The following is a 24,486-nucleotide window of genomic DNA, read 5'->3' as shown; positions in this document are numbered from 1 at the left end:
GTGGGATTGGAATTTAGAAAATTATGGAATTAGACGAAATAAAATATTTATACTTACTTTTTTTACTGCCGTTAGTGGTGGTATTATTCTTATTCAATTTATATTGGAAAAGAAAAAAGAAAAAGGAATTTGGGGATCTAGAATTAATAAAAAAATTGAGTCCAGAATCTTCCGTTTTTAAACCTGTTTTTAAACTGGTTGTGATTATTTTGGCTTTGGTGGGATTGATTTTTGGATTGGTAAATCCGAAAATTGGAACTAAAATGGAAACGGTAAAACGAGAAGGAATTGATATCGTTTTTGCGATGGATGTATCTAAAAGTATGCTTGCCGAAGATGTTGCTCCGAGCAGATTAGAAAAAAGTAAGCAGATTGTTTCGCAAATCATCAATCAATTAGGGAATGACAGAATAGGGATTGTGGCCTATGCAGGTAGTGCTTTTCCGGTATTGCCCATCACTACAGATTACAGCGTAGCAAAAATGTTTCTGCAAAGCATGAACACCGAAATGGTGTCTTCACAAGGAACGTCGCTAGATGAAGCGATAAAACTGTCTTCAACCTATTTTGACGATAAGAGCAAAACCTCTAAGTTGCTGATTCTAATTTCTGACGGAGAAGACCATTCTGAAGGTGCCCAAGCGGCGGCGGAAGAAGCGAATAAGCAGGGAATGAGAATCATTACTATAGGGATAGGAACCGAAAAAGGAGGAACGATTCCTTTGAAGAAAAATGGTATTGTAGAAAGTTATCAAAGAGACAACAATGATGAAGTTGTTGTGACAAAATTGAACCGTGCCAGTCTGGAAACGATCGCTAAAGCGACCAAAGGGGGGTATATCAATGGGAATAATACTAAAGAAGTGATAGCATACATTAAGAACACCTTAGATAAAATTCAAAAGACCGAATTTGAGTCCACGCAAATGGCCGATTTCCAATCGCAGTTTCAATGGTTTCTTGGATTCGCTTTTGTGTTGCTGTTTTTAGATTTGTTTTTGTTGGAAAAGAAAACGAGCTGGGTGAAGAAGTTGAATTTATTTAATGAAGAAAAATAAATGCCTGTTCTTTCAGGGGTTCAACTTGTAAGGAATAGCATAATTTAATAAAAATGAAAAATTTTAAAAAATACATATTTATCTCTTTCTCACTTCTCTTTTTAGGGTTGGGAGGCGTATTTGCACAAGAGAAAGATAAAAGTTTAGCTAAAGCAAATGAAGAATATGCAGACAGTAAATTTGTGGATGCAGAAGCTGATTACCGAATTTCAAATTCAAAATTTCCAAACAGGACTGTTGCACCTTATAATTTAGGAAACTCCATTTATAAACAAAATCAAGCATCTGAAGCTAAGTTCGCTTACGCCAAAGCAATTAAAAGCACTAAATCAAGACCTCAGAAACACAAAGCGTTTCATAATATAGGGAATGTGTTTATGAAAGAGAAAAATTACACTGAGGCTGTTGAGGCATATAAAAATGCGCTGCGCAATGATCCTTCTGATGACGAAACAAGATACAATTACGCATTGGCAAAAAAAATGCTGAAAGAAAATCCGCCTAAGGACGATAAGAATAAAGACGATAAAGATAAAAAGGACAAAGACAAAAAAGATCAGGACAAGAAAGACAAAGATAAAAAAGACGGAGATAAAGATAAGGATAAGAAAGACGACAAGGGAGATGACAAGGATAAGGATAAAAAAGATGGGAATAACAAAGATAATAAGCCCAAAGATCAAGAGAAACCAAAACCACAGCCTGGAGGAATTTCTAAACAACGATTAGAAAATCTTTTGGATGCCGTGAATAATGAAGAAAAGAAAATTCAAGATAAAGTTAATGCCCAAAAAGTACAAGGAAAACCAGTAAAAACAGAAAAAGACTGGTAATTAAATTTATCTGAAGGAGAATAAATTACAGAAATAAAACGGAGAATAAAATAAATCCGAAAGGAAAGATAAGGGTTGGATAAAAGATGAAAAGATATTTAATTTTAATACTGTTAAGTTTTCAAGGACTTATAGCTCAAATACAATTTGAGACTAAAGTGAGTAAAACCACGCTTGGGCTAAACGAAAGACTGCGGGTTGATTTTGCTATGAACATCGATGGAGATAATTTTAATCAACCTTCTTTTGACGGATTCAGAGTTATTGCTGGGCCGAGTCAACAAGTGAGTCAGTCATGGATAAACGGAAGAAGTACTTTTGAAAAGGTATACTCATATTACCTTGTACCTAATCAAAAAGGAAACCTTACCATCAAGCAGGCTACTATTGAATACAATGGACAGGTTTATAAAACTACTCCAGTAAAAATAAATGTTACCGCTGCGGTTGAACAGCCTAGAGATCCTAACGATACCAGTATTTCTGCAGACAACAACCTGTATTTAATTGCTGATATTTCTAAAACAAATCCTTATGTAAATGAGCCTATAACGGTAGTTTATAAATTGTATTTCAGCAATAATATTGGGATAAGCAATTTTAGAGAGCTGAACAAACCAAAATACAATGATTTTTGGAGTCAAAATATTGATATTAAACAATTAGTCGCCGAAGAAGGAATGTTCAAAGGGGAACGTTATCGTTATATCGTACTTAAAAAAGCAGTTTTATATCCACAAAAATCAGGTAAGCTAACTATCGAGCCATTGTCATTGGATATCGATGTGCAGTTACCTACGAACCGTAGGGACGTTTATGGACGTGTTGTCATAGCGGATGATAGTAAAAGAGTATCTGCAGGTGCTAAAACAATCAATGTAAAAGCACTTCCTGAAGCAGGGAAGCCAGTTGATTTTTCAGGCGCTGTAGGGAATTTTGATTTTAAAGTGACGCCTACAAAAACGAGTTTGAAAAATGGGGAAAGCCTTGACTTGATTGTAAGTGTTACCGGAAAAGGGAATATGAAGTTATTCAATTTACCAAAACCGGTTGTTCCAAATGCATTAGAAATGTACGATGCGGTTCACAGTGAAAACGTGAACACTACATTGGCGGGAACATCGGGAAAAATTTCTGATAGTTATGCGATTATACCGCAGTACAAAGGAAATTATCCAGTAAAACCAATGCAGTTCTCTTATTTTGACCTTGGATCAGGAAAATACAAAACCATAAGCTCTCCAGAGATTATGATTACGATTTTAGATGGGCCCACTGCGACTGACGCTACTGCTTCAAATGGAGAAAACGGTAAAAATAAAATTTCAGCTACAGAGCAGTTTAAGTTTATTAAATTGAAAACAAATCTGGTCGCGGTTGCTAAGGATGATTTCTTTGGTTCTCAATTGTTCTATGGGTTATTATTTTTTCCTTTCTTGATGCTACCGATAATTGTATTGCTTAAGAAGAAAAAAGAAGCAATTGATGGAGATGTAGTAGGGAATAGGATAAGAAGAAATAATAAACTGGCAAAGAAATATTTATCAGAAGCTAAAAAGCAGATTAATAATAAAGAGCCGTTTTATGTCGCCCTTGAAAAGGCAATGCACAACTTTTTGAAAGCCAAATTACATATTGAAACTTCAGAGATGAGTAAAGATAATATCAAAGACCTTTTGTTGACTAGGAATGCAAACCCTGTTGCGGTGGATGATTTTATTGCGTTGACTGAGAATTGTGAAATTGCGCGATACGCACCTTCATCTAGTGCGACCATCCAAAAAGATTATGATAAAGCAGTGTCGATAATTTCTGATTTGGAAAAGCAGATATAAAAATTGACAACAAATAATTTGTAATTGACCATCCGAAAAAATGAAGAATATTTTTTATATATTAGTATTGACTACTCAAGTTTTCTTTGCCCAAAATGGCTTTGAAACGGGGAATGATTTGTATAAAGCAGGAAAATACGAGCAAGCCATTGATGCTTATGGAAGTGTGCTGAAAACAAACCAACATTCTTCAGAATTGTATTTTAACCTTGGGAACTGCTACTATAAATTGAATAAAGTAGCGCCGGCAATTTATAGCTACGAGAAAGCATTGGTATTGAGTCCAAATGACCGTGAAGTTGCAAATAACCTTAGGTTTGCTCAAAAACGAACTATTGATGAAGTAAAGGTGGTCCCAAAAGTGGGGTTTGCCAAGTTACTTCGTGATTTCACCGCAATTTACCATTACAATACTTGGGCTTGGATTGCTGTAGGATTAGCAATTTCATTTTTACTTGCTTTTTTAGGGTATTATTTTTCAGAAACTACGGTAGTAAAAAGGATTTCGTTTTTTGTTATGTTTGCACTTGTTGTTTTCATTTTCATAGTAGTTGCGGCTGCTATTTTCGAAAAAAGCCATTACGATAATGAAAAACCAGCGATTGTTTTTGCCGAAATTGCAGAGGTAAGAAGCGAACCACAAAAAGGAAGTTCCGTTATTTTCGTGCTTCACGAAGGGACAAAAGTATACGTAGAAGAAAAAGTAGACAACTGGAAAAAAGTCCAGTTAACGGACGGTACCGAAGGTTGGATTGAAAATACTGCTATCAAAGAAGTGAAGTAGTTTTTCTGTACTACCCAAATACTTTAAAATCAAATACTATTCTGACTTCTTCGTTTCTCTAAAATCAGTATACCACTTTTCTAAAGAAGGATAAATGTATTTTGAAACGTCTTGAATGGGGTTGTAAAACATAGATTTATTGAGCGTCTCTTCTTTTGCAATCATGTTGTTTATATTGACCTTCTGAAAAAGATTAATTACAACGCTTAAAAGCAAAATGGTTTTTAGAACACTAAAAACACCTCCTGCCAGTTTATTGAATATACCTAAGAACGCAAAGTCCATAATGCCGGTCAGAACTTTTGCCAATAGATGAACAGCCAATACTACTCCAATAAAAGTGAGGCCAAAAGCGATTATTTCAATATATTTTGGTGACCAAGAAACGTGATTGGCAAGTATTGCTCTTATCATATAAGAGAATTTTATAGCCATATATATTCCTAAAATAAGAGAAATTAACGAAGCCAGTTCAATAAAAAGCCCATTTTTCATGCCTTTGAATAAAGCATATAGAAGTAATGCACCCAAAACAATATCTAAAAAACTCATAGTTAAAGAATAAAGAGAATAAAGCAAAGATAGAAGAATATAGAAAATAGACGGAAGAACAGAGATAAAAGAACGCAAAAGATTAAAGTCATTAAAAGAATAAAGAAAATAGAGAATAGAAAATCCCGAAGTCAAAAACGTAGTTGCTATCTTTGTCAAAATCAAATTTTTCAAACTCAAAGAATGAAGCCTTTTCTCTTTATTCTTTATTTTATTTTCTAAAAAAATGTCAAGAGACAACCAACTTAAAGAACGCTGGGAACAGCTTGTAGATATACTTTCTAATCAATTTTCACAAGGAGAAGACTTAGATTTAGATGCCATCATTTATTTGATAGGGGTTCAAGAACTCGGGAAAGTACACCGTGAATATAAAAAAGACGAAAAACTAAACCTAATGCATATCGCGATTTGCCGATTATTAGAACCTTATGGATTCTATGAATTCGAATTTTTCGATGATGAAGGTTGGCCGCATTATCGCGTTAAAGAGGAGCTGCCAACACTTAAAGCGGGTGAGCAATCAGTGTTAATGAAAGAAGCTATCGTGAGTTATTTTATCGAAAGAGAGTTGATTAAGTAATCACTTTTCGATAAAAATAGATGAATTAATAAGCTATAGGCTAAACTTTGAAATTTAAACTTTAAACCTGAAACAAATTTTTGTAAATTTGCGCTCTCAATTATTGGATGAAAATGATAGACAAGATAAAAGAATATATTGGGGAAGCGCAAGCATTCTCAACACAAGATAAAGCAGAATTAGAGACATTTAGAATTAAATTTCTTGGAAGTAAAGGCCTTTTAAAAGAGCTTTTTGCCGAATTTAAGAATGTTCCTAATGATCAAAAAAAGGAATTTGGACAAGTAATCAATTTACTTAAAACTTCGGCAGAAGAAAAAGTAAAAAGCATTCAGGAAGCATTCGAAAACAAAGAAGAAACTAAAGGTTTTTATGGTGATTTAACACGTTCGTCTGAACCGATAACAATTGGTTCTCGTCATCCTATTTCATTAGTAAAAAACCAGATTATAGATATTTTTTCTAATATTGGTTTTAATGTTTCTGAAGGGCCAGAAATTGAAGATGACTGGCATAATTTCACTGCATTAAACCTTCCAGAATACCATCCGGCGCGTGACATGCAAGATACTTTTTTCATTCAGACTGATCCAGATATTTTGTTGCGTACGCATACTTCATCTGTACAAGTGCGTTACATGGAGGAGAATAAACCACCTATTAGAACGATTTGTCCGGGAAGAGTTTTTCGTAACGAGGCCGTTTCATCGCGCTCTCACTGTATATTTCACCAAGTAGAAGGCTTGTACATTGATAAAGATGTTTCTTTTGCCGACTTGAAGCAAACCTTATTGCATTTCACCAAAGAGATGTTTGGGAAATCAAAAATACGCTTGCGTCCGTCCTATTTTCCGTTTACGGAACCTAGTGCCGAAATTGATATTTATTGGGGTTTAAAAACCGAAACGGATTATAGAATTACCAAAGGAACCGGTTGGTTAGAAATTGGTGGTTGTGGTATGGTAGATCCTAATGTCCTAAAAAATTGTGGTATCGATCCAGAAGAATACACTGGTTTCGCTTTCGGAATGGGAATTGAAAGAATCGCTATGTTGAACTATCAAATTGGTGATATTCGTATGTTTTATGAAAATGACATTCGTTTCTTAGAGCAATTTAAAGCTACTATTTAAAATTAAAAGAAGAATTTGGAGCTATTTCCAGCTATTCGTTACAATCTTTTCTTGTTTTAAAGAAAAACAACAAAAGGATTTTCACTTCTATCTGGGCTAGGAGTACTGAATTATACAATATAAGTGCTTCGAGGTATCGAGGCAAAAAATCAGCAATGAAAAAAGACATTATAATCCCTGAAGTCGAGAACGTTTTCCTAGCCGCAGTCCAAGAATGGAGTGACGACTTTATGGAAAAGGTTTGGTACGCTTATTTAGTAAACGACAGTGATTTTCTTATTGAAAGTGTGATGGTTGTTTCTAAAGCATTTGGAACTATCGATGGCGAAATGAAAAAAACATCATTGTTGCGTCATGCTTTTGTGGAAGTGCCTTCGGTTTCGGTGGTGAAAATCGAAATGTTAGAAAAAAGCGTTTTAGTGCTCAACAATGAGTTCATGGTGACCTTTTTCATTGGAAATAAATTATACGATAAGAAATTTATCTTTAAAGCTAATTCTATTAATGAAAAGGATGTGGAAGAAGTTCCTCTTTTATTTGTAGACGGTGTTATTGTGAGATAACTGTATTTTAAACGACAATAAAAAAAAGCAGCTATGTCCTAATTTTAAAGGAAATAGCTGCTTTTTATTTTTAAAATTAGCTTGAATAAAAATTGTACTACTAAAAACAGCAGCTGACTTTCTTATAATTTACTAATCTTTGTAAGGGTATCTGTAGCTAAATAGCTTTCATCTTTGTTGACGTACCAAGCTCTAATTTTAGGTATTTTGATTCCAGAAAAAGTTTCTTCGTCACTCAGAAGGATATATTCACCGTCTTTTTTAGTTTCATCATGGTAAAACTGATATACTTTTAAAGCATATGTTTTAGGGTTAAAATAGAAGAACCAGGAATCTTTACCTACGCCTTCTTCATATTTTACTTTTAAAACAAGATACTCCTTTCCTAAGAACTCTCTTCTCTCCACTACTGAATCAATAATGGTTCCAGGGTCTTTAAGCTTCATAGGTAAGCCGTATAAGTAAGTATAGTAGTTTTGCATGAATTTAGTTCGCGCTTCGGTAAGGTTGAAAGTTTTTATTTCCTCTTCAGTAAAGTTACTTTTACCATCCAGACTCAATAAAAATTTACCATTAGTGACACTGTATTCAACAGTTTTGTCGTTCTTAATCGTACGAATTTTAAAATGCTGATTTGGAAAATCAATACTTATTTCACTTAAACGTTCGGTACCGCTTGGCATTGTCATACCTACAGTTAGTTTTCCTGCAAAATGATCCCAATTGCCCTGTGGGTCGTGATAATGAATCGCTCGTTCCAATAGTTGTTTTCCGCTAATTTCTTGAGCAGAAGTCTTGCAGAATATTAAAAGGCACAATGAAAGTATAGTTCTGCTAACAAAAGAGATACTTGCTTTAGGAAAACTTCTTGTCATATTCTTACAGTGTTAAATGAAGTTGATTTAAAAGAGTAGGAAATCAGTTTTAATCCAGTTGGTCCGTCAATTTCTTGAAAACGGCTCTAGCATCTTTTCCTTCATATAAAATTTCATAAACGGCATCGATAATAGGCGTTTTAGCACCATAACCTTGATTTAGTTTATAAGCACTTTTAGTAGCGTAATATCCTTCAGAAACCATGCTCATTTCCATCATAGCACTTTTTACAGTGTATCCTTTTCCGATCATATTTCCAAACATCCTATTTCTTGAAAAAACAGAATATCCAGTCACCAATAAATCTCCCAAATAAGCTGAGTCATTAATGTTGCGCTTCATTTTATGGACCTTCTTGATGAATTTTTTCATCTCCCGTATTCCATTACTCATTAATACCGATTGGAAATTATCGCCATAACCCAAGCCATGTGCTATTCCTGCCGCTATGGCATAAATATTTTTAAGCATTGCAGCATATTCAGTTCCAATGATATCATCAGTAATCTTCGTTTTAATGTAATTTCCGGATAGATGTTCGGCTACTACTTTCGCTTTTTCGGCATCACCACAAGCAATTGTTAGATAAGATAGGCGCTCTAAAGCGACTTCTTCAGCATGACAAGGGCCTGTAATTACACCAATGTTATGATAAGGGATATCATATTTAAAGTGGAAATGTTCTCCTACAATCATACTCGTTTCAGGAACAATTCCTTTGATTGCAGAGAATATCACTTTGTTTTCTAAGGAAACAGTCAAGTTTTCTAATTCGCCATTTAAAAAAGCGGATGGTATAGCGAAGATGATGTAGTCGGCATAAGCCACTGCTTCGTTAATATCGCTTGTTAACTTTAATTTTTTTGTATCAAATTCAACGGAACTTAAATAATTCGGATTGTGTTTGTATGTTTTGATATGTTCAATCGCTTGTTCATTTCGCATATACCAAGAAACCTCAGTAAGATTGACACATAACATTTTTGTTATCGCTGTTGCCCAACTTCCACCACCAATAACTGCAAATTTTATTTTCCCGCTCATCTGTTTATTAAATTTAATCAAAAGTACTTAAAAATGGATTAATTAAACAAAAAATAAGTATAGATACTAAAGTTTTGTTAAGTAAAAAAAGCAAAAATTATAAAAAAAGTAAATATTTTATAATTTAATACAATATAGCTATTTTTTTAACGTTGTAACTTACTATTAATTAAGTTATTTATGAATTTGGAATTAGTTAGTTTTGTTTTGGTGTTATGAAAAAGGCGTCCTATGAATTTAATTCAAGAACGCCTTTTTATTTTAAGCTGGGTTTTTACCCTATGTAACTAATAACTCATTTCAACAATAGATTTTACCTTATCTAAGGTGATATTTTGCTTTTCTCCTAAACCTTTCCAACCTCTTTCGTCAAAACGATTCACGATAAAATCAGCGGTTTTATCATAGTCTTTTGTGTAATCAGATAATTTAGTTTCCATTCCCATAGTATGGAAAAATTCAACTGTTTTATTGATTGCCTCGTTTGCTATTTCGTCCTCAGTTCCGGTTAAATTGAAAATACGTTTCCCGTATTGTGCCAATTTTCCTTTTTTGGTTTCAAACATAACTTTGTATAAACTAGGTGCAATTACTGCTAAAGTACGTGCATGATCAATTCCGTACATAGCAGTCAACTCATGACCAATCATGTGCGTTGCCCAATCACTTGGAACTCCTTTTTGAATCAATCCGTTTAATGCCATAGTACAGCTCCACATAAAGTTAGATGCTAAAGCATAATCTTCTGGGTTTTCAACGACTTTAGGACCAACTTCAATTAAAGTTTGTAGAATTCCTTCTGCAATTCTATCTTGTAAATATCCTTCGTGTGGATATGTCAAGTATTGCTCCATAACATGTGTGTACGCATCAACAACACCATTTTGTAATTGTCTTTTTGGTAAAGATTGAATTACTGTTGGGTCGCAAATAGAGAACTTTGGAAACAAAGCAGAACCACCAAAAGCTAATTTCTCTTTAGTGGACTCGATTGTAACAACCGCTCCAGAATTCATTTCGCTTCCTGTTGCAGGCAAAGTTAATACGGTTCCAAAAGGCACTGCATTTTCTTTGATCAAGATACGCTTTTGCAAAATCTCGATCGGGTCTCCTTTATAATTAACAGCTCCAGAAATAAATTTCACACCATCAATTACAGATCCGCCACCTACTGCAAGAATAAAATCAATTTTTTGTTCTTTAACAATAGCAACAGCTTTCATTAACGTTTCAAAATGTGGATTCGCTTCAATACCTGCAAATTCTACAATTTCGTGTCCTTTAAGGTTATTGATTACCTGTTCGTGAATTCCGTTTTTAAAGATACTTCCCCCTCCGTAAGCCAATAATATTTTAGCTCCTTTTGGTACTAATTCACCTAATTTTTCTATTTGTCCCTTACCAAATACAAGATTTGTAGGGTTGTATAATTCAAAGTTTAACATCTTAATTATTTTAAGTAATTAAAAGGCTCTAAAACCAGCGTTCTAAATTAGAACCATGGTCAGTTAGAGCCTTATAATTTAATTATTAATTATTTTTTTGCATTCAATTGTTGCAATAATTTTTCAGCTACTAATTTAGAGGATGCTGGATTTTGTCCAGTTATTAATAAACCATCTTCCACAGCATATGGATTCCAGTCTGCTCCTTTAGAATAAGTTGCTCCGTTTGCTTGTAAAGCATCTTCTAATAAAAATGGAACAACATCAGTTAATCCTACCGCAGCTTCTTCTGTATTAGAAAAACCGGTTACTTTTTTACCTTTAACTAAGAATTCGCCATTTACTTTTACGTTTTTCAACACTGCTGGTGAGTGACATACAAATGCAACTGGTTTGTTATTAGTATAAAAAGAGGTAATTAATGCGCTTGAATTTTTGTCTGTAGCTAAATCCCATAATGGACCGTGACCTCCTGGGTAAAATACCGCATCGTAATCAGACTCTTTTACATCAACTAATTTGTGTGTTTTACTTAATTTAGCTTGTAATTCAGTGTCTTTGTCAAATCTTTTTGTGTCTTCTGTAGCAAAAGATTCGTCAGCACTTTTTGGGTCAATTGGTGGCTGACCTCCTAGTGGCGTTGCAATATCAATTACAACTCCTTTATCTGCTAACTCATAATAAGGTGCTGCAAATTCTTCAATCCAAAATCCTGTTTTTTCTCCTGTGTTCCCTAAATCTGAATGGCTAGTTAGAACGAATAATACTTTTTTCATCTTTGTTTTTTTTGTTTTTTGCGCAGTTGCTGTAAAACAACCTACCGTTAATACTATTAATGCAAATAATGCGATTCTTTTCATTTTGTTATTTTGTTTCTACAAATTTACGGCTATTATGCTATCAGTAAAAATAATTTAAATTATGTTTGTGATAAATATATTTATATCATGGTTAATCTAGAATGGTACAGAACATTTAAATCCGTTTATAAAAATGGTAACTTTTCTCTAGCTGCCAAAGAGTTGTTTATAAGTCAGCCAGCAGTCAGCCAACAAATAGCAATGCTGGAGGCTCACGTAGGCTATAAATTATTTAATCGAAAATCAAAAGGAGTTGACCCTACTGAATACGCTAAGTTACTCAATAACTTGATTATAGAGGCGTTAGACCGGCTAGAAAACGTGGAGAATGGTTTTCGTGCCAAGGCGGTGAGTACGAATCGGTTAATATCGGTGGGAATTTCTCAGCATTTGTTCAGCAGTATAGGGAGTGCTTTGCTTTCAAAATTCGATTATATTGATTTTAGTTTTCATGAAAATGATATGCTTTTTGAATTGGTCGACACCAAAAAACTAAATTTTGCAGTTGTAACTAAAAAGTACGACACCTTTGATACTGTTCAGGAGAAGTTGGGGGAAATCAAACAGATTATCATAGGTTCTCCAGATATTGATGTTGCAGAAGTGAAGTCTAAAATCAAAGCCAAAGATTTCACGGAAGTGGAGCATTGGTTAAACAAACAAAAATGGTACAGTCATGATTCAGGTATTCCGCATATAAAATTATTTTGGCTGTATGTTTTCAACAAGAAACGACCTTCAATGATTCCTAATTATATTGTGCCTTCTGAATATGAGATGCTAGAAGCACTTTCAAAAAACACAGGGATTTCAGTAGTATGGAATTGCAATGCGAAGGCATTTATTCAGGATAAAAAAGTGCAAAAGATATGGGATAGCAAGCAAATGCCTGGAACGGAAGTTTTTTTAATGTCTGGCAAAAATGATACTCTTTCTGCTGCTTTTGAAATTATTGCCACAGAATTGAAAAAGGCATTAGAGTGATTATTTCCTATAAAAATTATTATGATCAATGTATTCCCAAACTTTAGCTGGTAAAAGCGGTTGAATGTTTTTGCCTTCTTTAATGTTGTTTCGAATAAAAGTAGAAGAAATCTCTACTATGGGAGCATTTATCAAATGTATTTTTGGGTGATTTTTGAGTTCTATATTTTCAGGTTCAGCTGAAATTCGGGGATAAACATAAATGTCATGATTCTGCAATATCACCTCATAGTTTTTCCACTTGTACAAGGACTTTAAGTTGTCTTCTCCCATAATCAACGAAAATTCATGTTCGGGGAATTTCTCTTCTAGGTGAACTAAAGTATTTACGGTATAATTAGGCTGCGACAATTTGAATTCAATGTCAGAGGGTTGCAATTTAGGAAAATCCTCAGTAGCAAGATGCACCATTTGCAGGCGATGGTAGTCATCAAGCAAGGTGCTTTTTTTCTTCAAAGGGTTATGCGGGGTTACCACCATCCATACTTGATCCAAGTTAGAATTCTCCGCCATATGATTGGCAATGATTAGATGTCCAACATGGATTGGGTTAAACGTTCCGAAATACAATCCTATTTTCATAGATACTAATTATTTAAAACAACACAGATTACACAGATTTTCACAAATTAAAGAAATCTGTGCTAATTTGTGGAACCTGTGTTTACAAAACCCTTCACTAATTGATGTGCTTCTTCTAGAGCAACAGCCAGATCATAGTTTTTGATAATTACATCAAATTGGGGCGCAGTTGCGAGTTCTACAGATGCTTTAGCAATTCGCATATTGATTTTGTCTTCACTTTCAGTGGAGCGTTTCTTCAAACGAATCTTCAACTCATCGATACTTGGTGGTTTTACAAAAACAGCTAGTGTTTCGTCTTGGAATTTAGATTTTATTCGCAATCCACCAGCAACATCAATATCAAAAATTACATTTTTTCCTTTGGCCCAGATGCGGTCTACTTCGCTTTTTAAAGTTCCGTAGAAATTGTCTCTATATACTTCTTCCCATTCCAGAAAGTCGTCATTCTTGATGTGTTGTTTGAACTCTTTAGTAGACATGAAATAGTAATCTTTCCCACTTACTTCCTCGCCTCTAGGATCACGAGAAGCTGCCGAAATTGAGAATTCTAAATTCAGATCTTCTTGGCTTAATAAATGTCTAACGATGGTCGTTTTTCCGGATCCTGATGGTGCCGAAAACACGATTAATTTTCCTCCTTTGTTCATTTTTTATCTTTTTTTTATTCCCCCTTCGGGGGTTAAGGGGATTACAACACGTTCAAAACCTGTTCTTTAATTTTTTCTAATTCGTCTTTCATCTGAACGACTAATTTCTGCATCTGTGCATGATTGGATTTAGATCCCATCGTATTAATTTCACGACCCATTTCTTGAGTAATGAAACCTAGTTTTCTACCGTTAGCTTCCGTTCCGTTTATAGTCTCCAAGAAATAATCGAGGTGATTTGTCAAACGTACTTTCTCTTCTGTAATGTCTAGTTTCTCTAAATAATAGATTAATTCTTGCTCAAAACGGTTTTCATCTACATTTACTTTCAACTCATCAATAGCAGTTTGTAAACGGTCTTTTATAGCTTGAACGCGTTCTGGATCTAATGCTAAAGCTTCAGTCATGTACTGACGAATGTTCCCGATGCGCAATTGAAATTCTTTTTCTAATGACATTCCTTCGTCTCTTCTAAAAGTCTTAATGTTATTCAAGCTTTCTTCGATTACGATTTTAATTTGTGCCCAGTCATTTTCATCAATTTCATCACGCTCAATTTTTAAAGCATCTGGCATTCTCACCGCCATTTTCATTAATTCCGTTTCATCTGCATCAGCATAAACGGCTTTCAATTGATTGATATATGCTTTTACGATTGGCACATTCACTTTGGTAGTTGTTTGTTCAGCGGTACTTTCGATAAAAATAGAAAAATCTACTTTTCCTCTTTCAAGCGTAGAAGCAATTTGAGTACGTAGACCCAATTCCATTTCGCGGTAAAGAGAAGGCATTCTCACGTTTAGATCTAAACCTTTACTGTTTAAAGATTTTACTTCTACTGTTATTTTTTTGGTTGGTAATTGAATAGTTGCTTTACCAAAACCGGTCATTGATTGTATCATATAATTTTCTAAAAGAGTTCAAAGGTAGTAAAAAAGTGGTCAGTGGTCCGTTTTTTAGTTTTCAGTCTCGGTGTCAGTCTAAGTTTTTACGTTTCAATTTTCACAAGCGGGTTTCCGATTCCAATTTTCACATTCTACTTTTCAAGTATAGTCTCCCCCTCCTTCGGAGGGGGCTGGGGGGAGGATGTCACCATATAAACGCCCACAAATATCAATAGCGCCGAAATTATTTTTACCAAACTCAATTCGTCTTTGCCTAATCCAATGGCAAAAACAGTAGCGAAGAAAGGTTGGAGATAAATAAAAACAGCAACGGTTGTTGGTTTCAACTCTTTCATCGTGAGTAGGTTTAGTAAATAGGTGACAAAAGTCGAAATAGCTACCACAAATCCTATTTTCCAATAAATAGTTGAAGGGACAGCCACCCAGTTGACGGCTTCAAATTGGTTCCAGCCAAATGGCAAGACCATCAAAAACCCACATAAATAAATCCATTTTACAAAGGTAAACGCATTGTATTTATCCATTAATTTCTTGACGATTATCAAGTAAAAACCATAAGAAACAGCATTTACAAAAACGAGCATATTACCAAGGCTTGCGTTTGTAGCGCTACCAATGGATTTTCCGTATAAAATGAGAAAAGCGGTTCCTATCAATCCCAAAATAATCCCCATCACCATACGTTTTCTCATACGTTCTTTCATGATAATGGCCGAAAGAACCAGCACAATCATTGGGGTGGTCACCATAATCACAGCTGCCGAAATGGGCGAAGTAAGGCTTAATCCTTTAAAAAAAGTAAGCATATTAAAAGCAACCCCAAAAAATGCAGCAGCAATAATACGCGGAAAATCGTTGAAGGCTATTTTTTCCTTTGGCATAAAAAGCCAAGACAGCCAGAATAGAAGCATAGCGCCACTTACCCGCAACAAAATAAAGCCATAAGCATCAATATACTGTGGCATTACGTCCTTTGCAATGGTAAAAGTGACCCCGTAAATTACGGAAACAATGGTAGCGCCAAACAGCGCGACATTCCTTTTAGACATTAGCCAACGCTTTCATTACCTGAAGCATGTTTTGTTGAGTTCCTCCCACGTAAACCGCATTATTAATGACAAAAACAGGTCGGCTCAAAAAAGTATAATGCTCTAAAATGTATTTTTTGTAATCTTCCTCGGTCAAGGATTTGTCCTTTAAGTTCATCGACTTGTACAATTGCGCTTTTTTGCTAAACAACGCTTCGTAACTTCCTGAAAGCTGGTGCATTTCCTCTAGTTCGTCTGCAGTAAGTGGATCTTGTTTGATGTCGCGAAACACAAGGTCATTTCCTTTTGGCAATGATTTTATAATTTTTCTACAAGTATCGCAGGAAGCGATGTAATATATTTTGTTCATAATAAGGTGCATTTTCTTTGTGCAAAGAAAATTCATTTGAGACGGAAAATGATTATTTTTATCAAAAAATTAGAAAAATGCAACAAACACTAGATGTTACCAGAACAAGTAGAAACATACTATCTCAAATGTTGGCGGGGTATACATTGGAACAATTGAACAAAATTCCGGAGGGATATAAGAATAACTTGATTTGGAATATTGCCCATGTCGTTGTTGTTCAGCAAGTGCTCGTTTACAAACTATCTGGAATACCTATGATGATTTCAGACGAAATGGTCGAGAAATATAAAAAAGGAAGCAAACCAGAACATATTGCAACTCAAGCCGAAGTCGATGAAATCAAAACATTACTTACGGAAACCATCAATCAAACGGAAACCGATTTAGAAAGTAAAATCTTTATTAATTATCAAGAATACCCAACATCTGCTGGGATTGTGTTAAAAAGCGCTTCAGATGCGATAGCTTTCAACGACTTTCACGAAGGGCTACACATCGGAATTATAATGAGTATTCGTAAGTTTATTTAAGGGGATTAGGGTTAGGAGCTAATCCCGCTTTCCGCTACAATCTCTCACTCTCCACCCTTTTTTTCTAAGCTATAAAAGGAGCTTCCGCTGGTCGCTCTTTTCTAGCAGAAAAAAATAGAGTGGAGTGCAAGAGGGTTTCCACTGCTATCGGGGCTAAAAATCTCGATACAGACCTAAGATTATTTAATCAACAAATAGTCATTGACTTCCTTATACGAGAGCAATAATTCTTTTGTTCCATCAGCATAAGAGGCGACTTCGTAGGGATTGTAAAATAAAAGTAATCCCTTATCGGTATAAAACAGGTTTTGAGGTAAATGAAAAGTGTCGTCTTCAAATAGTAAGCCCGTTTGATTAATAGATCCTTTTTCTGGGATTTTAAATTTGTTTCTGAATTCCTTTTCGGCGAAAGCTCTAAAGGCATTTCTATCCTTAAATAATTGATGTTGCAAGATTGTTTTTCCTGTATTAGGATCAAACAGTAAAGAGCGCATCCCTTGATACCCATGAGCTCCGCCGGTATAGGTGTAGTGTTTAATTTCGATATTAATGATGTTCTCCGACACATATTTTACTTCGCCATCAATCTTCGCCTCCCAACCAAAGGAGTCTTTTGGAAAATCCTTTTGCAGTTGCTCGTACGAGTCGATAAACGAACTGACTAATCCTTTGTAGTCTGTTGAAGTGTAGGGCTTTTCTCCAAAGTATACAATCTCTTTCAAAACAGAGAATACTTTTTTATTGATGCTGTCGGCGACTATTGGGACGTCTTTGGCAATAGGAATTCGCACACTGATATGAGGGCAATTATCCTTGCAGGCTAAACGTGTTTTTTTCTCAAAAGTCTGATTTTCAAAAACCAGTTCTTTTTCACAACGGGCAAAAAGAAAGAATACGGATGCAAAAAGGATATAGTTTTTCATCTCAAAATGTGTTAATTAAATACAAAGGTAGCAACTTGCACCTTTCTAAGAATAAATTAATGGGTAAGTTTGTAAAACCTTTAAAATTGAAAATTAAAAGAAATGAAATTCAATACTAAAACAATACACGGCGGGCAGCAGCATGATTCAAGTACAGGGGCAGTTATGCCGCCCATATATCAAACGACTACATTTGCACAAACAAGTCCGGGGCAACCTATTGGGGATTATGAATACAGTAGAACTGCAAACCCTACAAGGACAGCTTTAGAAAATGCTTTGGCGAGTTTAGAAAATGGTGCAAGAGGATTAGCTTTTTCATCGGGATTAGCAGCAACAGATTGTTTGATGCGAGGATTGAAAGCAGGTGATGAAGTTATTGCTATGGATGATTTGTACGGAGGAACGTATAGATTGTTTACAAAAATATATAAAGATTCAGGAATAGTTTTCCATTTTGTAGATATGAATGACATGGAAAAATTCAAGTCATTGATTAATGAAAACACCAAATTAGTTTGGGTCGAAACACCAACGAATCCTATGATGAAATTGGTTGATATTGAAGCAATTGCTAAAATCACAAAAGAGAATAAAGTGATTTTTGCCGTTGATAACACCTTTGCAACACCGTATTTACAGAATCCATTGGATTTAGGGGCAGATATCGTGATGCATTCAGCTACAAAATACCTTGCAGGGCATTCTGATGTTATGGCGGGAGCTTTGATTATGAAAGACGAAGAATTAGGAAAGCAAATGCATTTTCAGCAATTTGCTACTGGAGCGATACTAGGACCAATGGATAGCTTTTTAGTACTGAGAGGAATAAAAACATTGCATTTAAGAATGCAAAGACATTGCGAAAATGGAGAAAAAATAGCTGAATTTTTGAACAATCATCCAAAAGTTAAAACCGTGTATTATCCAGGATTGAAAACTAATCCATTTCATGAGCTTGCTAAAAAGCAAATGCGTGGTTTTGGAGGAATGGTTTCTTTCAATTTCGTGTCCGGTAAAAAAGAAGATGCAATTGATTTTCTTGAAAAAATAAAAATATTCACTTTGGCGGAATCTTTAGGAGGAGTAGAGTCGCTGGCAAATTACTCGGTAATGATGGCTCACGCCTCGATTCCGGAAGATAAAAGAAAGGAAATTGGGATTACTGATGATTTAGTTCGATTAAGCGTAGGTATTGAAGATGCGGAAGATTTAATCGAAGACTTAAAACGAGCATTAGGATAAATTCTAGACCCGTTGTTCTTCTTAGTTGCTGAGTGTAAAGTATAAAAGCCCAATTCTAAATTTTAGAATTGGGCTTTTATTTATAAATGCTTTATGGCTATTGCAAGTAGTAAATGTAACCAACATTAAGCCATACTAACCAGTCGTTTGCTTTGTTTTCTTTGTAAATAGCAGGATTCGGATTTAAACCATCTACCCAGTTGGAGAAAAAATATTGAAATCTCAAATCAATCATTAAATCTCGTAATGGGGTTAATTTATAACGGGTCCCTACACTGGTAACGACAGACCAAACCGTACCGCCTTCGGTCGAAAATCCGTAAGGGCGATTGTCCGTTGGAGTTAAATATTTTGGAAATGTAGTAAGAGGAGTGCCTAACGGTCCTAATGTAGAATAGGCTTCGGCATTGTAGTAGCTAAATTGACCTCCAAGACTTACAAACGGTCCCAAACTACCTATTCTTGAGGTGAAATCGCGAATACTAAGGGGAAAATACTCTAGTTGCATACCTATATTAGTAACTGCTGTGGTTCCTTTCATCGCTCTCAATTGGTTTGCACCAAGACTAGTGCGATCAGGGCTTACCCATTCTCCAAAATGTTCTAAGCTGGTTTTATTATAAGACAATTCACTTCTAAGTTTGAAGTGATCGTTAAAATATGTTTCAGGGGTATAACAGTTACATTCTGCGGTATAGGAAAAATTTATATAATGAATAATCCCAATTCCTATACCGGTATTCCCGGCATTTGTGTTTAAATCATATCGTTGCCCATAGTCCGATTGAAAAGCTACTGGACCAGCTATAATCCCTACTTCATGCGAAAATCCGAATTGCGCATTTGAATTAAATGAAAAGCCAAATAAGACAAATAAAAAAATAGAGAGGTGTTTGAGCATTTTTGGTTAAAATTTCAAGTCCTGACAAATATATAAAAAACATCATTCATCCCTTAAAAATAAATTTAAAAATAAATAATTAAAAGCTAAATTGCTTAAGAAAAGTACAACGTTTTTCAATAAAAGGCAACTTCAAATCCTGATTTTTTAAAGAATGATTGATAAAAAGATAATTCACCAAGATATAGTGAAATATTATTAAGAAATATTCTAAGAACTCGTATCTTTGTAGTCACTAACGAAAACGTTTTCTTAAACGTTAATAATCTAAGAATCATGTCACAAAGTATTACTACTTTTATTGAAGAGGTTACTAAAAAAAACCCAAACGAGCCAGAATTTTTGCAGGCAGTTTTAGAAGTTGCTGAAACAGTAATTCCTTTCATTGAAGAAAATAAAAAATACCAAAACAAAATGCTTTTGGAGAGAATGGTTGAGTCTGATCGAATCATTATGTTTCGTGTAGCTTGGATTGATGATAAAGGGGCTACTCAAGTAAATAGAGGATACCGTATTCAAATGAACTCTGCTATCGGACCATACAAAGGAGGACTTCGTTTTCACCCTTCTGTAAATTTAAGCATTTTGAAATTTTTGGCTTTCGAACAAACTTTTAAAAACAGCTTAACTACATTGCCAATGGGTGGTGGAAAAGGTGGAGCTGATTTTGATCCAAAAGGAAAATCAGATAATGAAGTAATGCGTTTTTGCCAAAGTTTCATGACTGAATTGTCTAAACATATTGGAGCAAATACGGATGTACCTGCTGGTGATATCGGTGTTGGAGGAAGAGAAGTTGGATTCATGTTTGGTCAATATAAAAGACTAAGAAATGAATTTACAGGAGTTTTAACTGGTAAAGGAATTTCTTTCGGAGGTTCATTAATCAGACCTGAAGCTACAGGATACGGAGCAGTTTATTTTGCACAAAGTATGTTGGAGACTAAAGGAAATAGTTTTGCAGGTAAAACAGTTGTTGTTTCTGGTTCTGGAAACGTTGCACAATATGCTACTGAAAAAGCAACTCAATTAGGTGGTAAAGTAGTAACTATGTCGGATTCGGCTGGATACATCTACGATGCTGACGGTATTGATGGGGAGAAACTAGCACACGTAATGGAAATTAAAAATGAATTGAGAGGAAGAATTAGTGACTATGTTACTAAATATCCAAACGCTAAATATTTTGCAGGGAAACGTCCATGGGAAGTGAAATGTGATATTGCATTACCTTGTGCAACTCAAAATGAATTGAACGAAGAGGAAGCTAAAGCTTTAGTTGCAAACGGATGTATTTGTGTGGCTGAAGGAGCTAACATGCCTACAACACCAGATGCTGTTTTAGTATTTCAAAACGCTAAATTATTATTTGCTCCAGGAAAAGCTTCTAATGCAGGTGGAGTTGCGACTTCAGGTTTAGAGATGTCTCAAAACTCTTTAAGATTAAGCTGGTCTTCTGAAGAAGTAGATGAAAAATTAAAAGGAATTATGCTTGCTATTCATGCTTCATGTGTGCAATACGGTAAGGATGCTTCAGGATATGTTGACTACGTAAAAGGAGCTAACATTGCTGGATTTGTAAAAGTAGCTGACGCTATGCTTGCTCAAGGAGTGGTATAAATCTTTTTTTAAATAATTTAAATGCCTTCTGCCATTCCGATACTTCGGGATTAGGTAGAAGGCATTTTTTTTGATTAGAACAAAAACCGAATGCTTTTGATTGTATTATATTTGTGAATCATAAGTATCCTTTATAATGAAAAAAATATTTTATAGTCTTCTGATTTTACTACTCACACAAATGGGTTTTTCCCAAAATAATTTATTGTGGCAGGGCTATTTTTCATATAATGAGATTAAAGATGTTTCAGTCTCTTCTACCACAGTCTTTGCTGCCTCAGAAAATGCTTTGTTTTCGAAAAATACAACTGACAATCAAATAAAAACTACCAATACAGTTGATGGACTTTCAGGCCAGACGATAAGTTCTCTTTATTATAGCACTGTTTTTAATAAAACATTGGTTGGTTATGAAAACGGATTGATGATTGTTATCAATGAATCTGATGGTAGTATGTTGAAGGTGGTTGATATTATAAACAAACAGCTTCCTGCAAACAGGAAAAAAGTAAATCATTTCATGGAGTTTGATGGGATTGTCTATGTCTCTTGTGACTTTGGGATTGTTCAATTTAATTTAAAAAGTATGCTTTTTGGTGATACCTATTTCATTGGCGATACCGGTGCAGAAATAAGTGTGAGACAAACGGCTGCTTATAACGGATTTATTTATGCAGCCACTGATAATGGCGTTAGACGTGCTGCAATTTCAAGTAAAAATTTAAATGACTATAAGCAATGGGAGTTGGTGGCAACCGGAAGTTGGTCTGGTATAGAAGCTTTTGGAACGGAGTTAATTGCAGTTAATAATTCGGGAAATGTAAATAAATACAATGCAAGTACAAATTCGTTTGGGGGCTTTACCACACTATCTCAGCCTGCATTGGACATACGGGCTAATGGAACTTATTTAATTCTAACTACCGCTGTCAGTGTTTACGTATATAACAAACAATTGATTTTGGTACGCCAAATAAATAACAATCAAATACCAGATTATAGTCCTGTTTTTAGTTGTGCCACCAGTATTAATGATGTGATTTACATTGGAACAAAAGAAAATGGTTTGCTAACCACAACAATCTCAACCGTTTCTGTTTTTGAAAACACCACCCCTATGGGACCGTCGAGAAATAATATTTTTGCCTTTCAAACAACCTCAAGTTCCTTGTGGGCAGTTTATGGTGACTACGATGTTGCTTATAATCCGTATGACTTAGATAGCTATGGTATTAGTAAATACAGTCAATCAGGCTGGTTAAATATTCCGTATAAATCAGTTTTAGGAACGAAATCAATATGTAGAATAACGGTGAATCCCAATAAAGAGGATGAAGTATATGCCAGTTCGTTCTTTTCGGGATTATTAAAAATAGAAGCAGATAAGCCTAGCTTTTTATATAATCAAACCAATAGCGGTTTAGAGTCATTGACATTTGTTGGTCCAAATTATTTTGATGTTCGAATAAACGGAGCTGCATTTGATAAAAATGGAGCTCTTTGGGTTACAAATAGCCGGGTAAAAAATGGATTAAAAGTATTGAAAACTAGTGGGGAGTGGCAGAGTTTTTCGACAGACAATATATTAGACGCCAGTGAAGACAATAGTTTTGGTAGAATGCTTATTGATAAGAACGGGACTAAATGGATGGCGACAAATAGAGATGGTGTTGTCGGTTTTAACGACGGTAATAACACCTTCAAAAAAATTACAATTGGCACTGATAAAGGAAATTTACCGGCTTCAGATGTTAGAGCTTTAGCTATAGATAATAGAAATCAACTATGGATAGGGACCATAAAGGGTCTACGAGTATTGTCTAATGTGGGGAATTTTCAAACAGCGGATCAGTTAACGGCAAATCCTATAATTATATTAGAAGACAACCTTGCTCAGGAATTGCTTTATGAGCAATTTATCACAGATATTGCAGTCGATGGGGCAAACAATAAATGGATAGGTACTGCAGATTCTGGTTTGTTTATGGTATCGGCGAACGGTGAGGAGACGAAATATCATTTTACAATAAACAATTCTCCTTTGCCTAGTAATGTTATTAATGACATTGATATAAACAGTGCAACGGGCGAGGTTTTTATAGCTACAGCCAAAGGAATGATTTCGTTTAAAGGGATTGCAACAGCAGCAAGTGAAGATTTAAGTAATGCTTATGTATATCCAAACCCAGTGCGGCCTGAATATGACGGGACGGTAAAAATCGCTGGATTAATCAATAAAGCGAATGTGAAAATCACTGATATTGCGGGTAATTTAGTGCATGAAGTTATTTCAGAAGGTGGCACAATAGAATGGGATACAACCGCTTTTGGAAAATATAAGGTGGCGTCGGGGGTGTATATGATTTTCATATCGGCACAAGACGGAGTGGAAACCAAAGTTAAAAAAGTAATGATTATTCGTTAAAATTCAAATTTCAATGCAGGTTAAAACAAAAGCGATAGTTCTTTCGTCTATAAAATTCCAGGAAAAAAGCTTAATTGTAAAATGCTTTACGCAATCGCACGGATTAAAGTCCTACTTCGTTCGGGATGCTTTTTCGGGTCGAAAATCAAATCAGAAAATAGCTTATTTCCAGCCATTGTCTATTCTCGAAATTGAAGCGGTACATAAGAACAAAGGGACACTTGAGAATTTTAAAGAAATAAAAATTAGCACGCCTTTCCAGACGATACATTCCGATATTTATAAGAGCACGATTGTGATGTTTATTTCTGAAGTTCTGCATCATTCGATCCATGAAGAAGAAAAAAACGAATCGCTTTTTGATTTTCTGGAAGCGGCCTTGCTTTGGCTAGATAACCACGATGAAATAGCTAATTTTCATTTAATATTAATGCTTGAAACTACAAAATATCTGGGTTTTTACCCCGATATTTCTGACATGGACATGCCTTTTTTCGAAATGACAAATGGTGTTTTTACTCCTTTTCATGCCATAAGTTCCTTGACGGAGCATGAGTCAAATTTGTTTAAAAAACTCATCGCTTTACGATTTGATAATGACCAGAAAGTCTTCCACGTAATTGAAAGACAGCTGGTATTGAAAATTCTTATTGATTATTATATGATGCATCTTGATGGCTTTAAAAAACCAAAATCAGTAGAGGTTCTAAAAGAGGTTTTTTCATAAAAACCTACAAATTGAATAGTTTAATGA

Annotated in this window: 25 protein-coding genes; 13 read left to right on the top strand and 12 right to left on the bottom strand. The window is 34.9% G+C overall.

Going from position 1 to position 24,486, the window contains the following annotated elements; genetic code table 11:
• Positions 1–23: 23 nt before the first annotated feature.
• The 4 genes from BLV35_RS13555 to BLV35_RS13540 all read left to right on the top strand — a co-directional run bounded on the left by BLV35_RS13555 (position 24) and on the right by BLV35_RS13540 (position 4,510).
• Positions 24–1,058 (top strand): VWA domain-containing protein, encoded by a 1,035-nt coding sequence (locus tag BLV35_RS13555; protein ID WP_091091259.1) that lies wholly within the window; start codon positions 24–26, stop codon positions 1,056–1,058.
• 53 nt (positions 1,059–1,111) lie between these two features.
• The gene (locus BLV35_RS13550; protein WP_091091256.1) at positions 1,112–1,891 is read left to right on the top strand and encodes a tetratricopeptide repeat protein; all 780 of its coding nucleotides are present in this window, start codon (positions 1,112–1,114) and stop codon (positions 1,889–1,891) included.
• A gap of 86 nt (positions 1,892–1,977) precedes the next feature.
• Positions 1,978–3,726 (top strand): BatD family protein, encoded by a 1,749-nt coding sequence (locus BLV35_RS13545; RefSeq protein WP_091091254.1) that lies wholly within the window; start codon positions 1,978–1,980, stop codon positions 3,724–3,726.
• 40 nt (positions 3,727–3,766) lie between these two features.
• Complete coding sequence (locus BLV35_RS13540) at positions 3,767–4,510, top strand: tetratricopeptide repeat protein (RefSeq protein WP_091091251.1); 744 nt, start codon at positions 3,767–3,769, stop codon at positions 4,508–4,510.
• Positions 4,511–4,546: 36 nt separating this feature from the next.
• On the opposite strand, the gene BLV35_RS13535 is transcribed toward BLV35_RS13540, so the two are convergent.
• Positions 4,547–5,062, bottom strand: coding sequence for a CvpA family protein (locus BLV35_RS13535; protein ID WP_091091247.1), 516 nt, complete (start codon positions 5,060–5,062; stop codon positions 4,547–4,549).
• A 226-nt stretch (positions 5,063–5,288) separates the two neighbouring features.
• Between BLV35_RS13535 and BLV35_RS13530 the strand changes: the two genes are divergently transcribed.
• From BLV35_RS13530 to BLV35_RS13520, 3 genes are all read left to right on the top strand, one after another.
• On the top strand, positions 5,289–5,645 hold the full coding sequence (locus BLV35_RS13530; RefSeq protein ID WP_091091244.1) for a hypothetical protein: 357 nt from the start codon (positions 5,289–5,291) through the stop codon (positions 5,643–5,645).
• 113 nt (positions 5,646–5,758) lie between these two features.
• Positions 5,759–6,778, top strand: coding sequence for a phenylalanine--tRNA ligase subunit alpha (gene pheS / locus BLV35_RS13525; protein WP_091091365.1), 1,020 nt, complete (start codon positions 5,759–5,761; stop codon positions 6,776–6,778).
• A 155-nt stretch (positions 6,779–6,933) separates the two neighbouring features.
• Complete coding sequence (locus BLV35_RS13520) at positions 6,934–7,341, top strand: hypothetical protein (RefSeq protein ID WP_091091241.1); 408 nt, start codon at positions 6,934–6,936, stop codon at positions 7,339–7,341.
• 122 nt (positions 7,342–7,463) lie between these two features.
• On the opposite strand, the gene BLV35_RS13515 is transcribed toward BLV35_RS13520, so the two are convergent.
• The 4 genes from BLV35_RS13515 to BLV35_RS13500 all read right to left on the bottom strand — a co-directional run bounded on the left by BLV35_RS13515 (position 7,464) and on the right by BLV35_RS13500 (position 11,566).
• Complete coding sequence (locus tag BLV35_RS13515) at positions 7,464–8,216, bottom strand: DUF6503 family protein (protein ID WP_091091237.1); 753 nt, start codon at positions 8,214–8,216, stop codon at positions 7,464–7,466.
• A gap of 49 nt (positions 8,217–8,265) precedes the next feature.
• Positions 8,266–9,261 (bottom strand): NAD(P)H-dependent glycerol-3-phosphate dehydrogenase, encoded by a 996-nt coding sequence (locus BLV35_RS13510; protein ID WP_091091234.1) that lies wholly within the window; start codon positions 9,259–9,261, stop codon positions 8,266–8,268.
• A gap of 287 nt (positions 9,262–9,548) precedes the next feature.
• Positions 9,549–10,706 carry an iron-containing alcohol dehydrogenase gene (locus tag BLV35_RS13505; RefSeq protein ID WP_091091231.1) on the bottom strand — a complete coding sequence of 386 codons (1,158 nt, stop codon included), beginning with the start codon at positions 10,704–10,706 and terminating at the stop codon, positions 9,549–9,551.
• Between the two features lie 89 nt (positions 10,707–10,795).
• Complete coding sequence (locus BLV35_RS13500) at positions 10,796–11,566, bottom strand: type 1 glutamine amidotransferase domain-containing protein (protein ID WP_176980624.1); 771 nt, start codon at positions 11,564–11,566, stop codon at positions 10,796–10,798.
• A gap of 87 nt (positions 11,567–11,653) precedes the next feature.
• Between BLV35_RS13500 and BLV35_RS13495 the strand changes: the two genes are divergently transcribed.
• Complete coding sequence (locus BLV35_RS13495; RefSeq protein ID WP_091091227.1) at positions 11,654–12,550, top strand: LysR family transcriptional regulator; 897 nt, start codon at positions 11,654–11,656, stop codon at positions 12,548–12,550.
• Here BLV35_RS13495 and nadD read toward each other — a convergent pair whose 3' ends face one another.
• From nadD to BLV35_RS13470, 5 genes are all read right to left on the bottom strand, one after another.
• Positions 12,551–13,132 (bottom strand): nicotinate (nicotinamide) nucleotide adenylyltransferase, encoded by a 582-nt coding sequence (gene nadD, locus BLV35_RS13490; protein WP_091091224.1) that lies wholly within the window; start codon positions 13,130–13,132, stop codon positions 12,551–12,553.
• Positions 13,133–13,194: 62 nt separating this feature from the next.
• The gene (gmk, locus tag BLV35_RS13485; protein ID WP_091091220.1) at positions 13,195–13,782 is read right to left on the bottom strand and encodes a guanylate kinase; all 588 of its coding nucleotides are present in this window, start codon (positions 13,780–13,782) and stop codon (positions 13,195–13,197) included.
• A 41-nt stretch (positions 13,783–13,823) separates the two neighbouring features.
• Positions 13,824–14,684: a YicC/YloC family endoribonuclease gene (locus BLV35_RS13480; RefSeq protein WP_091091216.1), complete on the bottom strand. Its 861-nt coding sequence runs from the start codon at positions 14,682–14,684 to the stop codon at positions 13,824–13,826.
• Positions 14,685–14,818: 134 nt separating this feature from the next.
• The gene (locus tag BLV35_RS13475) at positions 14,819–15,736 is read right to left on the bottom strand and encodes a DMT family transporter (RefSeq protein ID WP_091091213.1); all 918 of its coding nucleotides are present in this window, start codon (positions 15,734–15,736) and stop codon (positions 14,819–14,821) included.
• Positions 15,729–16,085 carry an arsenate reductase family protein gene (locus tag BLV35_RS13470; RefSeq protein ID WP_091091209.1) on the bottom strand — a complete coding sequence of 119 codons (357 nt, stop codon included), beginning with the start codon at positions 16,083–16,085 and terminating at the stop codon, positions 15,729–15,731. The genes BLV35_RS13475 and BLV35_RS13470 overlap by 8 nt, the downstream gene beginning before the upstream one ends.
• A 77-nt stretch (positions 16,086–16,162) precedes the next feature.
• Between BLV35_RS13470 and BLV35_RS13465 the strand changes: the two genes are divergently transcribed.
• On the top strand, positions 16,163–16,618 hold the full coding sequence (locus BLV35_RS13465; RefSeq protein WP_091091356.1) for a DinB family protein: 456 nt from the start codon (positions 16,163–16,165) through the stop codon (positions 16,616–16,618).
• A 179-nt stretch (positions 16,619–16,797) separates the two neighbouring features.
• Here the strand turns inward: BLV35_RS13465 and BLV35_RS13460 are convergent, their stop codons facing one another.
• Positions 16,798–17,541 (bottom strand): DUF3298 and DUF4163 domain-containing protein, encoded by a 744-nt coding sequence (locus BLV35_RS13460; RefSeq protein ID WP_091091205.1) that lies wholly within the window; start codon positions 17,539–17,541, stop codon positions 16,798–16,800.
• 102 nt (positions 17,542–17,643) lie between these two features.
• Here BLV35_RS13460 and BLV35_RS13455 point away from each other — a divergent pair, with 102 nt between their 5' ends.
• The gene (locus BLV35_RS13455) at positions 17,644–18,786 is read left to right on the top strand and encodes a cystathionine gamma-synthase (RefSeq protein ID WP_091091201.1); all 1,143 of its coding nucleotides are present in this window, start codon (positions 17,644–17,646) and stop codon (positions 18,784–18,786) included.
• 97 nt (positions 18,787–18,883) lie between these two features.
• Here the strand turns inward: BLV35_RS13455 and BLV35_RS13450 are convergent, their stop codons facing one another.
• Complete coding sequence (locus BLV35_RS13450) at positions 18,884–19,687, bottom strand: THC0290_0291 family protein (RefSeq protein ID WP_091091197.1); 804 nt, start codon at positions 19,685–19,687, stop codon at positions 18,884–18,886.
• 276 nt (positions 19,688–19,963) lie between these two features.
• On the opposite strand from BLV35_RS13450, the gene gdhA reads away from it, so the two are divergent.
• From gdhA to recO, 3 genes are all read left to right on the top strand, one after another.
• Entirely contained in the window at positions 19,964–21,307 is a 1,344-nt protein-coding gene (gene gdhA / locus BLV35_RS13445; RefSeq protein WP_091091193.1) for an NADP-specific glutamate dehydrogenase, read from the top strand.
• Positions 21,308–21,443: 136 nt separating this feature from the next.
• Positions 21,444–23,732 (top strand): type IX secretion system anionic LPS delivery protein PorZ, encoded by a 2,289-nt coding sequence (porZ, locus tag BLV35_RS13440; RefSeq protein WP_091091190.1) that lies wholly within the window; start codon positions 21,444–21,446, stop codon positions 23,730–23,732.
• A 13-nt stretch (positions 23,733–23,745) separates the two neighbouring features.
• Positions 23,746–24,459: a DNA repair protein RecO gene (gene recO, locus BLV35_RS13435; RefSeq protein WP_091091186.1), complete on the top strand. Its 714-nt coding sequence runs from the start codon at positions 23,746–23,748 to the stop codon at positions 24,457–24,459.
• Positions 24,460–24,486: the final 27 nt, after the last annotated feature.

This window comes from Flavobacterium gillisiae (assembly GCF_900107635.1).
GTDB classification, from domain to species: Bacteria; Bacteroidota; Bacteroidia; order Flavobacteriales; family Flavobacteriaceae; genus Flavobacterium; species Flavobacterium gillisiae.
Note: the sequence above shows the minus strand (reverse complement) of the source record. Positions and strands in the feature narration are given on the sequence as shown.

Excerpts from the sequence above, each read along its gene's own strand:
- BLV35_RS13555 (WP_091091259.1), top strand. The coding sequence starts at position 24 with ATGGAATTAGACGAAATAAAATATTTATACTTACTTTTTTTACTGCCG.
- BLV35_RS13550 (WP_091091256.1), top strand. The coding sequence starts at position 1,112 with ATGAAAAATTTTAAAAAATACATATTTATCTCTTTCTCACTTCTCTTT.
- BLV35_RS13545 (WP_091091254.1), top strand. The coding sequence starts at position 1,978 with ATGAAAAGATATTTAATTTTAATACTGTTAAGTTTTCAAGGACTTATA.
- BLV35_RS13540 (WP_091091251.1), top strand. The coding sequence starts at position 3,767 with ATGAAGAATATTTTTTATATATTAGTATTGACTACTCAAGTTTTCTTT.
- BLV35_RS13535 (WP_091091247.1), bottom strand. The coding sequence starts at position 5,062 with ATGAGTTTTTTAGATATTGTTTTGGGTGCATTACTTCTATATGCTTTA.
- BLV35_RS13530 (WP_091091244.1), top strand. The coding sequence starts at position 5,289 with ATGTCAAGAGACAACCAACTTAAAGAACGCTGGGAACAGCTTGTAGAT.
- pheS (WP_091091365.1), top strand. The coding sequence starts at position 5,759 with ATGATAGACAAGATAAAAGAATATATTGGGGAAGCGCAAGCATTCTCA.
- BLV35_RS13520 (WP_091091241.1), top strand. The coding sequence starts at position 6,934 with ATGAAAAAAGACATTATAATCCCTGAAGTCGAGAACGTTTTCCTAGCC.
- BLV35_RS13515 (WP_091091237.1), bottom strand. The coding sequence starts at position 8,216 with ATGACAAGAAGTTTTCCTAAAGCAAGTATCTCTTTTGTTAGCAGAACT.
- BLV35_RS13510 (WP_091091234.1), bottom strand. The coding sequence starts at position 9,261 with ATGAGCGGGAAAATAAAATTTGCAGTTATTGGTGGTGGAAGTTGGGCA.
- BLV35_RS13505 (WP_091091231.1), bottom strand. The coding sequence starts at position 10,706 with ATGTTAAACTTTGAATTATACAACCCTACAAATCTTGTATTTGGTAAG.
- BLV35_RS13500 (WP_176980624.1), bottom strand. The coding sequence starts at position 11,566 with ATGAAAAGAATCGCATTATTTGCATTAATAGTATTAACGGTAGGTTGT.
- BLV35_RS13495 (WP_091091227.1), top strand. The coding sequence starts at position 11,654 with ATGGTTAATCTAGAATGGTACAGAACATTTAAATCCGTTTATAAAAAT.
- nadD (WP_091091224.1), bottom strand. The coding sequence starts at position 13,132 with ATGAAAATAGGATTGTATTTCGGAACGTTTAACCCAATCCATGTTGGA.
- gmk (WP_091091220.1), bottom strand. The coding sequence starts at position 13,782 with ATGAACAAAGGAGGAAAATTAATCGTGTTTTCGGCACCATCAGGATCC.
- BLV35_RS13480 (WP_091091216.1), bottom strand. The coding sequence starts at position 14,684 with ATGATACAATCAATGACCGGTTTTGGTAAAGCAACTATTCAATTACCA.
- BLV35_RS13475 (WP_091091213.1), bottom strand. The coding sequence starts at position 15,736 with ATGTCTAAAAGGAATGTCGCGCTGTTTGGCGCTACCATTGTTTCCGTA.
- BLV35_RS13470 (WP_091091209.1), bottom strand. The coding sequence starts at position 16,085 with ATGAACAAAATATATTACATCGCTTCCTGCGATACTTGTAGAAAAATT.
- BLV35_RS13465 (WP_091091356.1), top strand. The coding sequence starts at position 16,163 with ATGCAACAAACACTAGATGTTACCAGAACAAGTAGAAACATACTATCT.
- BLV35_RS13460 (WP_091091205.1), bottom strand. The coding sequence starts at position 17,541 with ATGAAAAACTATATCCTTTTTGCATCCGTATTCTTTCTTTTTGCCCGT.
- BLV35_RS13455 (WP_091091201.1), top strand. The coding sequence starts at position 17,644 with ATGAAATTCAATACTAAAACAATACACGGCGGGCAGCAGCATGATTCA.
- BLV35_RS13450 (WP_091091197.1), bottom strand. The coding sequence starts at position 19,687 with ATGCTCAAACACCTCTCTATTTTTTTATTTGTCTTATTTGGCTTTTCA.
- gdhA (WP_091091193.1), top strand. The coding sequence starts at position 19,964 with ATGTCACAAAGTATTACTACTTTTATTGAAGAGGTTACTAAAAAAAAC.
- porZ (WP_091091190.1), top strand. The coding sequence starts at position 21,444 with ATGAAAAAAATATTTTATAGTCTTCTGATTTTACTACTCACACAAATG.
- recO (WP_091091186.1), top strand. The coding sequence starts at position 23,746 with ATGCAGGTTAAAACAAAAGCGATAGTTCTTTCGTCTATAAAATTCCAG.